At 32.2% G+C, this 13,493-nt stretch carries 14 protein-coding genes; 7 read left to right on the top strand and 7 right to left on the bottom strand.

Annotated features, from left to right (window positions below; genetic code table 11):
* Positions 1–76 precede the first annotated feature (76 nt).
* The 6 genes from ruvX (at position 77) to VOI54_RS11365 (ending at position 4,011) form a co-directional block, all read left to right on the top strand.
* Positions 77–487: a Holliday junction resolvase RuvX gene (gene ruvX, locus VOI54_RS11340; protein WP_326282906.1), complete on the top strand. Its 411-nt coding sequence runs from the start codon at positions 77–79 to the stop codon at positions 485–487.
* Positions 488–572: 85 nt separating this feature from the next.
* Complete coding sequence (gene def, locus VOI54_RS11345) at positions 573–1,163, top strand: peptide deformylase (protein ID WP_326282907.1); 591 nt, start codon at positions 573–575, stop codon at positions 1,161–1,163.
* 56 nt (positions 1,164–1,219) lie between these two features.
* Positions 1,220–1,651: a DUF5606 family protein gene (locus VOI54_RS11350; protein WP_326282908.1), complete on the top strand. Its 432-nt coding sequence runs from the start codon at positions 1,220–1,222 to the stop codon at positions 1,649–1,651.
* A gap of 113 nt (positions 1,652–1,764) precedes the next feature.
* On the top strand, positions 1,765–2,436 hold the full coding sequence (locus VOI54_RS11355; protein WP_326282909.1) for a Crp/Fnr family transcriptional regulator: 672 nt from the start codon (positions 1,765–1,767) through the stop codon (positions 2,434–2,436).
* A gap of 73 nt (positions 2,437–2,509) precedes the next feature.
* Positions 2,510–3,385, top strand: coding sequence for an anti-sigma factor (locus tag VOI54_RS11360; protein ID WP_326282910.1), 876 nt, complete (start codon positions 2,510–2,512; stop codon positions 3,383–3,385).
* A gap of 68 nt (positions 3,386–3,453) precedes the next feature.
* Positions 3,454–4,011: a TlpA family protein disulfide reductase gene (locus tag VOI54_RS11365; protein ID WP_326282911.1), complete on the top strand. Its 558-nt coding sequence runs from the start codon at positions 3,454–3,456 to the stop codon at positions 4,009–4,011.
* Between the two features lie 3 nt (positions 4,012–4,014).
* Here VOI54_RS11365 and VOI54_RS11370 read toward each other — a convergent pair whose 3' ends face one another.
* Genes VOI54_RS11370 through VOI54_RS11390 form a run of 5 tightly spaced genes read right to left on the bottom strand, consistent with a single transcriptional unit; the run spans position 4,015 to position 8,924 of the window.
* Positions 4,015–5,163: a lycopene cyclase family protein gene (locus VOI54_RS11370; protein ID WP_326282912.1), complete on the bottom strand. Its 1,149-nt coding sequence runs from the start codon at positions 5,161–5,163 to the stop codon at positions 4,015–4,017.
* A 15-nt stretch (positions 5,164–5,178) separates the two neighbouring features.
* Positions 5,179–5,628, bottom strand: coding sequence for a sterol desaturase family protein (locus VOI54_RS11375; RefSeq protein ID WP_326282913.1), 450 nt, complete (start codon positions 5,626–5,628; stop codon positions 5,179–5,181).
* 10 nt (positions 5,629–5,638) lie between these two features.
* Positions 5,639–6,478 carry a phytoene/squalene synthase family protein gene (locus VOI54_RS11380; RefSeq protein WP_326282914.1) on the bottom strand — a complete coding sequence of 280 codons (840 nt, stop codon included), beginning with the start codon at positions 6,476–6,478 and terminating at the stop codon, positions 5,639–5,641.
* Positions 6,479–6,507: 29 nt separating this feature from the next.
* Positions 6,508–7,980 (bottom strand): bifunctional phytoene desaturase/3,4-desaturase, encoded by a 1,473-nt coding sequence (gene crtID, locus VOI54_RS11385; protein ID WP_326282915.1) that lies wholly within the window; start codon positions 7,978–7,980, stop codon positions 6,508–6,510.
* Between the two features lie 44 nt (positions 7,981–8,024).
* On the bottom strand, positions 8,025–8,924 hold the full coding sequence (locus tag VOI54_RS11390; protein ID WP_326282916.1) for a MerR family transcriptional regulator: 900 nt from the start codon (positions 8,922–8,924) through the stop codon (positions 8,025–8,027).
* 247 nt (positions 8,925–9,171) lie between these two features.
* Here VOI54_RS11390 and VOI54_RS11395 point away from each other — a divergent pair, with 247 nt between their 5' ends.
* On the top strand, positions 9,172–11,436 hold the full coding sequence (locus tag VOI54_RS11395) for a tetratricopeptide repeat protein (protein WP_326282917.1): 2,265 nt from the start codon (positions 9,172–9,174) through the stop codon (positions 11,434–11,436).
* A gap of 132 nt (positions 11,437–11,568) precedes the next feature.
* Here the strand turns inward: VOI54_RS11395 and VOI54_RS11400 are convergent, their stop codons facing one another.
* Positions 11,569–12,297, bottom strand: coding sequence for a LytR/AlgR family response regulator transcription factor (locus VOI54_RS11400; RefSeq protein ID WP_326282918.1), 729 nt, complete (start codon positions 12,295–12,297; stop codon positions 11,569–11,571).
* Complete coding sequence (locus VOI54_RS11405) at positions 12,297–13,343, bottom strand: sensor histidine kinase (protein ID WP_326282919.1); 1,047 nt, start codon at positions 13,341–13,343, stop codon at positions 12,297–12,299. Before VOI54_RS11405 ends, VOI54_RS11400 begins: the two co-directional genes overlap by 1 nt.
* Positions 13,344–13,493 lie beyond the last annotated feature (150 nt).

Below are 13,493 nucleotides of genomic sequence, written 5' to 3' on the forward strand. Positions count from 1 at the left end.
ATTTAAGGTTAAACTAAAGGTTGTCCGAATGGGCAACCTTTTTTGTTTTAATATGCTATTTTTGTAAAAAGATAATATGGCTCGCATTTTAGCAATAGATTTTGGTACTAAAAGAACAGGGATAGCAGTTACTGATGAGCTACAAATTATTGCATCAGGATTAACTACCGTAAGTACTAAGGATTTATTACCGTTTTTAAAAGACTATTTAAAAAAGGAGGTTGTAGAATTATTTATAATTGGAGAGCCAAAGCAGATGAATAACACGGTTTCAGAAAGTGAAACACATATAATCCCCTTTATTAAAAAATTAGAGAAAGCTTTTCCCGGTATTCCGATTAAGCGTGTTGATGAGCGTTTTACCTCAAAGATGGCTTTTCAGACTATGATAGATAGCGGTTTGAAAAAAAATCAACGCAAGAATAAAGCATTAGTGGATGAGATTAGTGCAACGTTAATTCTTCAAAGCTATTTATATTCTAAATAAAGAAAACATCCAAGAGAATATTTTGTATTAAACTTAAGGCATAAATTATAAGAATTGTATTTTTGCAAACTAATATAAGCATCACATGATTTTACCTATTGTAGCCTACGGCGACCCTGTTTTAAAAAAGAAAGCTAAAGATATCACTAAAGATTACCCTAATTTTGAAGAGCTTCTGAAAAACATGTTTGAAACCATGTACAATGCTTATGGTGTAGGATTGGCAGCGCCTCAAATAGGTTTGCCTATAAGAATATTTTTAGTGGATACTTCTCCTTTTTCAGAAGATGAGGGATTATCCGAAGAAGAAAAGGAAGCTTTAAGTGGATTTAAGCAGGTTTTTATTAATGCCAGAATTATTGAAGAAGAAGGCGATGAATGGGCTTTTAATGAAGGCTGTTTGAGTATTCCGGATGTGAGAGAGGATGTTTTTAGAAAACCTCAAATTACCATTGAATACCTTGATGAAAACTTTAAAGCTCATGCCAAAACTTTTAATGGGTTGATTGCTAGGGTTATTCAGCATGAATATGACCATATTGAAGGGGTTTTGTTTACAGATAAGCTTTCCAGTTTAAAGAAACGTCTGATTAAAAGTAGGCTTACAAATATCTCCAAAGGAAAGATAAATGTGGATTACAGAATGCGCTTTCCAAATCAAAAAAAGAGACGATAATATTTGCAATACATCATTAAACAAATGATATTTGCGCCTTTCAAAAAAGATAATTTATGAGTTTAGATAAAGTTATAGCTATTTCAGGAAAACCAGGATTATATAAGTTAATTACTCAAACGCGTGGTGGTTTTGTGGCAGAGTCGTTAATCGATAATAAACGTTTGTCTGTAAGTGTACAAAACAATGTAAGCGTGTTAAGTGAAATAGCTATTTACACGTTGACCGAAGAAGTGCCTTTAAAACAAGTTTTTGAAAATATTAAGAAAAAAGAAGACGGAGGGATTACTTCTGTAAAACCTAAAGATAGTAAAGATAAGTTAGAGGAGTACTTCTTTGATGTATTGCCCGATTATGATGAAGATAGAGTATATGCCAGTGATATTAAAAAAGTGATCCAGTGGTATAACTTATTGCATAAGCATGATATGTTAAATGGATTAACTGATGATGAAGATCATGCTGAAGCTATAGATGAAGAAGAATAAACAGTAAAAAGCAAATTAAGCAAACCTCCTTATTTAGGAGGTTTTTTTATGTCTTTTTTGTAAGTATCAAGGGTGTTTTTCGACATTATAACTTAAACAAAACAACTATTTTTATGAAGTCTCTTTGGTTTTTTGATGATGTTAATCTATTCAAAATACTTTGCCCGCATAAGTTTAAAGCTTATAAAGCAAACCATGATTTTGATGCTTATAAAAAGAAAGATTATATCTATTTTGAGGATGATTCGGCTAATAAGGTGTATTTAATAGAAAAAGGAAAAGTTAAAATTGGTTATTATAGCGAAGAAGGCGATGAAGTGGTTAAGGCTATTTTAACACGTGGAGAATTATTTGGAGAAACAGCTATTTTAGGAGAATCTAAAAGAAAAGAATTTGCACAATCTATAGATAATAGTACTAGTATTTGCCCGGTAGGGGTAGACACTATGCATGATTTAATGAGAAATAATCAAACGTTTAGTTTAAAGATCTATAAGGTCATTGGGTTTAAATTGAGAAAATTGGAAAGACGCTTACAACTGCTTTTATTTAAAGATGCCAAAACACGTTTACTGGAATTTCTTGACGAATTATGCGCTGACTATGGTTATGATTGTGAAAAAACCGGAGATAAGGTTATTCAGCATCCATATACACAAAAAGATATTGCCTCTTTAATAGGAACATCAAGACCAACTTTAAACATCCTTTTAAATGAATTAAAAGAGGAAAACATCATTGAATTCAACAGAAAAGAAATAAGAATTTATAAAAATATTGCATAATGTTAGGTAGCTAACATTTTAAAATAATTGTGAGATATATTTTTGAAGTATTAAAATACTTAAAAAAAATACCATGATTAAAAAAATGTTTTTAGCAATCTTAGCAATAAGTGTTTTTGCTAGTTCTTGTAGTAATGATGATGATAATAACGCTCCTAACTTAGCCAGTATAAATTTAGATTTAGCTGGACTGGAAGCTTTGGGAGATGATTATGTTTATGAAGGATGGATTATTGTAGACGGATCACCTGTGTCAACAGGAACGTTTACCTCTGTTACATTCCCACAATCTTTTACAGTTGATGCCACACAATTGGCAGCGGCTACCAAGTTTGTATTATCCATTGAACCGACAAACGATCCGGATCCTGCACCTGCAGATACTAAAATTCTTGCAGGCGACTTTTCTGGAAACAGTGCCAATGTAAATTCTTCTGCAATTGTAGCAGATTTTAGTGCTGCTTCAGGTAAATATATTCTGGCTACACCTACAGATGATGATATGGACAATGAAGAGAGCGGTGTGTGGTTTATAGATAATTCCGGAGGTGATCCTGTTGCAGGATTAGATCTGCCTGAGCTATCTGCAGGCTGGAAGTACGAAGGCTGGGTCGTTTTTGATGGCACACCGGTAACAACAGGTACATTTACGGATGTTAATATGGCTGATGACAATGCTTCTACGTCACCGTATAAAGGTGCTGAAAGAGATGGTCCCGGTTATCCAGGTGAAGATTATGTAATGGGGACTGCAGCAGGAGTGGATTTTCCTACAGATTTAAAAGAAAGAACTATTGTAATTTCTGTAGAACCTAGTCCGGATAATAGTCCGGCTCCATTTACCTTGAAGCCTTTGGCTCATATGGTTCCTGATAATGCCGAAAACCATATGGCAATTTCTATGGGAACCGGTCCGGTAGTTGGACTGTCCGGAACGGTAACAAGATAACGGTTAATGTTTATTAAATTTGAGGCATGGTTTCATTATGAAATCATGCCTTTTAATGTTTAATGAAAATGTTTAAATCCAGAATAAAGCATATTATTTTTTTAGTCATAGTAGCATTGCTGTTAATTCCTCAAACTAGACTCCCCATACAAGTAGCATTAAATAGGGGATTGGCTTTATTTAGTCCATCAAAGATTGATAAATCAAAACAGCGTGTTTTAACAAGTTATAATTGGAATCTACAAGGAGTAAATAGAGAGATATTTAATTTTGAAGCAACAAAAGAGCAGGTAGTATTGGTTAATTTTTGGGCTACCTGGTGTCCGCCTTGTATTGCAGAAATGCCAGGTCTAGAAGCTCTTTATAAAGACTATAAAGATCGTATGGTGTTTGTCTTTGTTTCCAATGAAGACCATGGAGTAACCACTAAATTTTTATGTGAAAAGGGGTATGACTTTAACTCCTATGTACCATTAACTCAATATCCGGAAGTTTTTGATGTGTCCAGCATTCCAAGAACATTTTTAATTGATAAAAAAGGACGTATTATAATGGACAAAACAGGAGCAGCAAATTGGAACAGTAATACCGTAAGGCAAACCATTGAAGGACTGTTGAATGATTAATAACTAGAGCGTTTTTAAAAAAGCCTTAATAAAACTCCAGGAAAACAGAGACCACATAATTTTTAACTCTTCAAAAAAATTAGAGTCTTCATCTAAAAACCTAAACATGGTTTGAACTGAATTCTTATTATAAAACTGTTGAAATATCCATTCACCTTTATGGTTTTCGTCTTTCAGAACTTTAATAAAAATGGTATCGTAAAATTTAAATCGATGCTTAAATAAGTTACTTGAAGGTTGCTTATTTGACTTTAAATTATTTATAATTTTGGCTACTTTTTTCTCAGTATGTTTAAAAGAATATCCTGTGGAACCTTTAACCCATCCGCCACCGGTTCCAATTTTGGTTATACGTTTTGTATTGTAATTCCTAAAAGGGAAATTGGTCATAGGTATTTGCCCCGTTTCGGTATCAATAATTGAGTAATTCTCAATGTTCAGATAATCTTTTACATAAGTGTCTATATAAGAATCATATGTTTGACTATCTACCGTTAGCGCCGTAAAATAAGTAAATTCAACTAAGGCCTCATTTTTTGAAAAGGGTAGGACATAGGTGAAAGAGGTCTGTTTACCATCTTTTAGCCGATAGTCCATCATTGTTATTGTGTGTTCATCAAAAGTATCGGTTTCAGTTTTAATAACCCAACCTTTAAAATGCTGAAGAATAGAAATATGGTGATTAGAATTCAATGAAAATGTCTCAGGAACTCTGCTGTCAAAAACATGAGCAGCCGTGTAAGAATTCTTGTTGGTTTTTACAATAATGATATCGTTTTTTTCAGCTGTAGATTCTACATGCTCAACTATAAACGTTATATTCCTTTTTCCTTGAAGGATTTCTTTAGAGGTTTTGTAAAAATCTATGGATCGTATCGTTTTATAAGAATAGGGGGCAAGTTTTAAATTGATATGTTTTTTAGAAGTTACTATGGAAGCTTTGCGCCATGTATGCTTGGCTATATCATCCCATTGTGACCTACCGGTTTCCCAAAAACTCCAGGTTTTATCATTCTTGTTTTTTTCGGAAGAATCTATCAAAGCAATTAATTTATCATCAAAAAAAGAATCAGAGGCCATTTTCATAGCCAGTTGAAAACCTGCTAATCCATTTCCTATAATAACATAATCAAAATGGAAATTATCTGTCATAAGTCACTATAAAAGCTATTTCTTGAAATATTTAAATGGAACGAATAACATACCAAAGCATTCACCATCTTCTTTTCCTAAATGCTTATGATGAATTTTATGGGCACGCCTAACACCTCGCGCATACCAATTGTTAGTATTTCTAAAGAGTTTAAAACGCTGATGTATAAAAATATCATGTACTAAAAAATAAGATAACCCATAGGCAAAAATACCAACTCCTATAGGTAAACCTTCCCAGAAATCAGCAAACTTCCAAAGTAAGAAGAAACCAATACTAACTATGGCATAAAAAATAAAAAATGCATCGTTACGCTCAAACCAACTGTTGTGGTCTTTATGATGGTGATCTTTATGTAAACTCCACAGGATACCATGCATAATATATTTATGGGTAAACCAGGCCATAAACTCCATGGCGCAATAAGTACCCAAAAAAATCAATATCCAAAATAGAGTTTGCATAATCAAAATATTACAATAAATTTAATTGATATTTTACATAGCTGCGCATCAAAAGTTCAATTTTTTTAGGGTTTGAAACCCTGATCCTGGAATCCTTTATTTTTAATGCGGGTGTTTTTTTTAATTTTTTAAGGAGCTGCCTGTAATACCTATAAGCCATAAAAACTCCAAATTTAGCTTCTATAGGCAGTTTTTTTATACCACTTAAGCCTTTTTCAAAATCAGTTTCAATGTCATCAATAATCTCCTGTTTTGAAGTCTCATCCAAATTTTTCAAGTCAGTATTAGGAAAGTATGTTCTGTTCAATCCTTCAAAATCGGCTTTTAAATCTCTTAGAAAGTTTACCTTTTGAAAAGCTGAGCCCAAAGCCATGGCGGTATCTTTAAGTTCATTATATTTATCTTGGTTACCTTTAACAAATACTTTTAAGCACATCAGGCCAACAACATCAGCAGATCCGTAAATATATGTATTATACTCTTCTTGTGTAAGGTAATTAGTTTTATGTAAATCCAAACGCATACTATTCATAAAAGCATCTACTAAAGCTTTATCTAAGTTGTACTTATAATACGTGTGTTGAAAAGCATTTAAAATGGGGTTTAAGCTTATTTTATGTTGCAATGCTAATTCTAGGTCTTCTGAAAATCTATTAAATAGGGCTTCTTTATTGTAATCATGAAATGAATCTACAATTTCATCAGCAGCACGTACAAAGCCATAAATATTGTAAATATCATTTCGTATAGACTTGTATAACATTTTGGTAGCTAATGAAAAAGATGTACTGTAAACCTTTGTTACAATTTTACTACACTTGTATGATACAGTATCAAATAATGGCTTCATAGGTTTGAGTTTACTTAACAAAATTCATTTTAAACTAATATATTCTGATGTTTTGCAACTAAATTAGCAGCTAGTTTACCCGATATTAAGGAAGGGGGAACCCCAGGGCCCGGAACGGTTAACTGTCCAGTAAAAAACAAGTTTTTTACTGTTTTACTTTTCAATTTAGGCCTTAAAAACGCAGTTTGCATAAGGGTGTTTGCCATGCCGTAAGCATTACCTTTATAGGAATTATAATCTTTTATAAAATCTTTAACACAAAAGCTTTCCTTAAATAGGATATGACCTCTGACACTTTGAGAAGTTAAATTTTCAAAACGGGTAATAATTTTTTCAAAAAAGTCATCTCTTAAGTCCGGAGTGTCTTCCAAACCGGGAGCCAGTGGAATTAAAAAGATACCAGCTTCTTTTTCTTTAGGAGCTACACTGGAATCTGTTTTACTTGGAAAGCTGGCATAAAATAGAGGATTCTCAGGCCATTTAGGAGTATCATAAATGGCTTCAGCATGACTTTCAAAGTCAACATCAAAAAACAAAGTATGGTGATTAACACGTTTTAATGGCTTATCAAAACCAACGTAAAATAACAGTGCAGAAGGTGCAAACGTTTTTTTTGACCAATAAGTTTCAGAATATTGTCTGTGTTTTTTGTCTAATAAGGTTTCAGTATGATGATAATCAGCACCGCTTAGAACAATATCTGATAAATATATTTCTCCGTTAGAAATAAGACCTTTGGCTTTACCGTTATCAACAATGATCTTTTCAATATTTGATTCGGTTTTAATTTTTACGCCAAGATCTTTAGCCAAACTTTCCATGGCCAATATAACTTGGTACATCCCTTTTTGAGGATGAAAAGTACCCAGGCCAAAGTCGGCATAATTCATAAAGCTGTAAAAGGAAGGGGTATTACTTGGTTTAGCACCTAAGAACAATACCGGGAATTCAAGGATTTTTATTAGCCGTTCATTTTTAAATTCTTTTCGAACCTCTCTTTTTATGGTGCTAAAAAATTGATTGATATTTTTTATAGTTGCCGGAGTAATCAATTCTAAAGGAGATATTCCAGGATTATATACCAAGTTTTTTATAGCAATATCATAATTGTTTTTGGCATCTGTTATAAACTTATTTAACGTTTTAGAACTTCCGGGTTCCTCATTTTCAAAAGCTTTTGCAATCTTTTCAAGTGTATCTTCAATGGTTATGTAATCATCTTTTCCAAAATAAACACTATATGCCGGGTTTAACTTGTCTAACGTATAATAATCTGAAGAACACTTACCAAAATCAGAAAAAAAACGTTCAAACACATCAGGCATCCAATACCATGTCGGACCAATATCAAAGGTAAAACCATCTCTAATAAGTTGCCTGGCACGTCCACCAATGGTTTTGTTCTTTTCAAAAACGCTAACATCAAATCCGTCTTTAGCTAAATAACATGAGGCTGCTAATGAAGAAAACCCTGACCCTATTATATTAACTGTTGTTTTCATTTTGTTTAACAAATATATAAAAAAGTTAAACAATATGAAAGTATCTAAAACGCTTTAACTAAATTTTCTATAGATTTAAAAACACTAACTTTTTCAGGAATCTTATCAAGGACAACATCTTCAAACTTTTTACCCAGTAGGAATAGTTTAGTATTGTTCTTATTTAAAAGCAATTCGTTGAATGATTTTATGTATCCGGGTATATCATCTGGTTTGGGGTTGATTGTGAAGTAGGAAATAAAAGTGATTTCGTCAAAAAACTCCAATAAATCAGATAAACTTTCCATGGGAACGCTTTCTCCAAGAAAAATAGTATGATATCCTCTGCTTCTTAGTTCATAATTTATAAAAAGAAGCCCAATATCATGAATTTCATTGTCAGGCAAAAATAGTATAAACGTTTTTGAGATCGGCTTGGGTTCCAATAGTTGTAAGCGCTCTATGTTTAACAGTATTTTTTGCTTTATATGAATTGATAAAAAATGCTCATGAGCCGGAGTAATGGTATTAGTTTGCCATAAAAGCCCAATTTCATTTAATAAAGGAAGAAATACTGAATAGAAAATCTCACTAAATGTCTTATTTTCCAAAAGGTTATTATAAGTACTGTAAAAAAGCACTTGATCAAAGTTGATCATAGCCATTTTAAAAGCATTGATAGCATGGTCTTCTACTTTTGCTCTCGATGCAATTTCTCTGACTTTAATTGGGATTTCTTCTTCTTTTAGTCTTGCTATTTTGGAAATTTTAAGCCCATTATTATTCAAGTATGATATATTTAGAAGCTTTTGGAAGCTAACCAAACTATAATTTCTAATATTTGTATCACTTCTGTTGGGGCTAAGTAAATTATAACGTTTTTCCCATATCCTAATGGTGTGAGCTTTAATACCCGTAAGATTCTCCAGATCTTTTATGCTAAAGTTAATCTTAATGTTGTTCATTAAAATTTAAATTTTGTTAAACAAAAATACAGATAATTATCAAACCTGCAATAAAAATTATAATTAAGCCTTCAATTTTTTAGAATGTAAAGCATATGATTTCACCAGTTTATTTTAAAACAGCCTGTAATTGATATGTATTGAATTGATAAAAAATTATATAGAAATATGTTTTTATTTAGCATGTATCGTTTATAAATAGGTTATTTTTATGCGTTCTTATTTTTATAAAATTTCAGATTAATAGGTGAAGAGATTAAATATTGCATTTACGGGCTTTGTTATAATAGCGCTATTTTTTTCATGCGGAAAGAAAAAAACAAATTATGTTTCGGTTTCAAATCCAACAGAGGATGTTTTTACTTCGACAAAAGACATACCGGATAATCATTTTTTAGGAGATCAAAAGTGTAAAGAGTGCCATACCAGTGAATTCAAAACATGGGAGGGATCTCATCATGATAAGGCCATGCAGGAAGTTTCAGATTCTACTGTTTTAGGCAATTTTGATAATGCAAAATTTAAGAGCCAGGGTGTTACCTCTCATTTTTTTAAAAAGGACAAGGATTATTATGTAAATACAGAAGGGCCGGATGGAAAGAATCATGACTATAAGGTAGAATATGTTTTTGGAATTAAGCCTTTACAACAATATATAGTTAAATTTCCTAATGGTCATTATCAATGTTTAAGAACGGCCTGGGATACGGAAAAAAAGAAATGGTTTGATCTATATCCGGACTTTAAGGTGGTGCATTCTGAATGGTTACACTGGTCCAGAGGTGGGCTGAACTGGAATACTATGTGTTCAGACTGCCACTCTACCAATGTGAGAAAGAATTATGATAAAGCCTCTCATAGTTATGATACCAAATATACTTTAATAAATGTAAGTTGTGAGGCTTGTCATGGCCCGGGAAAAACCCATGTGGAGCGTGTAAATACCTTAGGAGAAGGTTATAAAGTTTCTGATGACTTAAAAATGACGGTAGGAACAGATTCAAAAGATTTAGTAGATCAATGTGCCAGATGTCATATGAGACGGGAGCACATAACGTCAAGTTTCAATTTTGAAGGGACCATGTTGGATCATTATTTTCCACAATTACTTGAGCAAAATTTATATCATGCAGACGGGCAAATATTAGACGAAGTCTATGTTTATGGATCTTTTGTTCAAAGTAAGATGTATCATAATGGTGTGGCATGTACAGATTGCCATAATCCACATTCATTAGAACTTAAGTTTAAAGGGAATAACTTATGTGCCCAATGTCATGTCCCTGAAACTTATGATACGCCTTCTCATCATTTTCATGAAAAGGGCACTCAAAGCGCTCAATGTATTAATTGCCATATGACAGGTAAGCACTATATGGGTAACGATTTTAGACGAGACCATAGTTTTAGAATTCCGCGTCCCGATTTGAGTCTAAAATACGGAACACCAAATGCATGTACACAATGTCATGAAGATAAAGATGATGCTTGGGCTTCAGAGCAATTTGAAAAATTATATGGTAAACCGAAAAACAAACATTTTTCAGAGTTACTGGCACCAGGAATGGCAGGAACAGAAAATGGATTGGATGCCTTATTGGAATTAGCTCATGATACCATCTACCCGGAAATTGCAAGAGCCTCAGCGGTAAAAAATATGAGTAACTATATTACTCCAGCTAATATTAACACATTAATTAGTTTTCTGGATGATGACTCTCCTTTGGTTAGAGGAGCTACCCTGGATGTTCTGGGTGGGACAGAATCTAAAGATTATTTAAATTACTATATGCCCTTACTAAAGGATAAAAAACGGACTGTTAGAATTAAAGCCTTTTTTGCCTTAGCATCATTAGATGAGATTCAAATCCCTGAAGCATATAAAGAGGCTTATAAAAAAGTTGAAAAAGAGTTTAATACAAGTTTGATTGCTACTTCTGATTTTGTTGGAGGACGAATAAAAGAAGCAAACTATCATTTGAAAAAAGGCAATTTAGCAGCTGCTATTGCAGGCTATGAAAGTGCTTTGGAAATTGATAATATTAATAATATGGCACGAACCAATTTGGCTAATTTGTATTATAGAAACGGAGATTTTAAAAAAGCAGAAGATGCGTTTAAAACTATTATAGAGCAAGAACCAGAATTTGGGCAGACCTATTACTCTTACGCTTTACTGTTAGGAGAACAGAATAGACATGAGGAGGCCATAACCCAAATGGAATTGGCTATAAAATATGTGCCTGATAATATTAGATTTTATTACAATTTGAGTCTCTTATATGATAAAGCGAATAACTTTAAGAAGGCAGAAGAAACTGCGATTAAAGGTTTAAAAATAGCTCCTCAAAATGATAACTTATTATATGTTTTAGCATATATCTATTCTAAAACAAATCAACTGCAGAAAGCTATAAACATTTCGGAAAACCTGGTGAACTTGTATCCTAATAATCAAAGTTATGTGAATTTTTACAACCAGTTAAGAGTGCAGCTTAACCAAACGCAATAAACAATAAAATCAGGTACAATCATTAACTATAAGCAATAAATACCATAAATAGAAAACATGGCATATTGGGTTAAAGCTATCCTTTTTTAGTTCTACTATTTTTCAATAAAAGGTTATATATACAAGAAATCTTTAAAAATAACCCAATTGGGTTTTTACCATATCCCTATATTTTCGCCCAATAGGTATTTTATGCCCTTTAATTTCAACCTCAACAGGAGAAAAAGACTCTATATAGTCAATAGAAACAATAAATGACCTATGTACTCTCAGGAATTTTTTGTTTGGTAGGGATTCGTGAATGGCTGAAATGCGCTTATAAGCAATAACTTCTCTGTCTATAATCTTTACTTTTACATAGTTTTTCAGGCTCTCTATGTACAAAATATCTTTTAAATAAATTTTTTGCATCTTTTTTTCTATTTTGAGGTAAATAAACTTTTCTTGTTCAATATCGGGAGCCTCACTTAATTTAAGAGCAGAACCTTCATCAGGTTTTATTTGTTTATATACTTTATTAATAGCCTTTAAAAAGCGGGAAAATTCAATAGGCTTAACTAAATAATCAATAACATCTAAGTTATAGGCTTCAAGGGCGTGATCACTATAAGCTGTAGTGAAAACAACCATAGGGGACAATGGTAAACCTTTTAAAAATTCAGTACCTTTTAATTCAGGCATATGTATATCCAGAAAAATTAAGTCAATATGATGTTGTAGTAAAATATTAAATGCCTCATGCGCACTGCTACAGGTTGCTACCAGATCTAAAGATTCAATTCTGGAAATAAAAGTCTCTATGACATCGCGGGCCAATGGTTCATCATCAACAATAATACATTTTAAATTTCCTTTAAACATTACGCTTTTAGATTTAGTTTTAGTGTGACCTCAAAAGAGAGATCTTCATCAATTATATCAATAGAATAGTTGTTAGGGTATAACAAATCCAATCTCTTTTTTACATTGGTAAACCCAAACCCTGTTTTGGAGTTGTCATTTTTTTTAACTTTTCTTTTTTCGTTAGAAGTATTCAAAATAAGTACATTGTCTTTTACCAATATACTTATAACAATCCAGGAAATCTTGTTATTAACAGTACCATGCTTAAAAGCATTTTCTACAAATGGAATGAGTATAAAAGGAGGGATTTCATAGGCTTTATCTATTTCATGAATAAAACTTATATTATTACCATTCTCCAATCTCAATTTTTCGAGGTCAATATAATTTTTTAAATACGATATTTCTTTTGATAAAAGTACTTTTGGGCCATTGGCCTCATATAGCATATAGCGCATTAATCCAGACAACCTTAAAACGGCATCTTCAGCTGAATTTGACTTTTTAATAATTAATGAATACAAGTTATTTAAAGTGTTGAATAGGAAATGGGGGTGGACCTGATTTCTAAGTTGGGTGAGTTCCATTTTAAACTGTTCCTTTTCAAGGATCAAAGTCCTTTTTTGCCCATCATAATAAAACCTTGAAAAAACTACCAACAGAGGAATAATTGCCGCTCGGTTTACATCAAACATGGTATTGGTTAAGTCAATTAAGGAGTAGTTGTTATAGTCATTCCAACCTGGAAAAAATTCTGGACGGACATAGTACCACATCATAGGCCTTTGGATAAAAAACGTAATGATGGTAAGAAGAGATACATAGCTTAATACAAAAAGAGCAAGGTTCTTTTTTAAATAGATTTTAGGTATCAACACATATAAAGAAATATAAACCAGTAAAAGTCTTGACGGTAAACTATAGAGCTGAACAACAATTGACTTAATGTAATCTTGATCATGGGTCCCCCAAATATATCCAAAGAAAAAGCTAAAGGCTATCCAATAAATAATATGTTTAAAAGCTCTATGTTTTAGTATGCTATTGTTGGTATAATTAAACATGCAAAAGATTTGATCTGGAATAAGTATTAAAGTTGCAAAATATTTAATGTTTTAACAAAAAATATGACAGATAACCACTTGTAATACATAAACAGCATTTAATAAAACCTTAAAGTAGTTTATGAGGTAAAAATGCTTTTTGCAATTATA

This window comes from Alterotamlana spongicola, from assembly GCF_035818475.1.
In the GTDB taxonomy this organism is placed as follows: domain Bacteria; phylum Bacteroidota; class Bacteroidia; order Flavobacteriales; family Flavobacteriaceae; genus Cognatitamlana.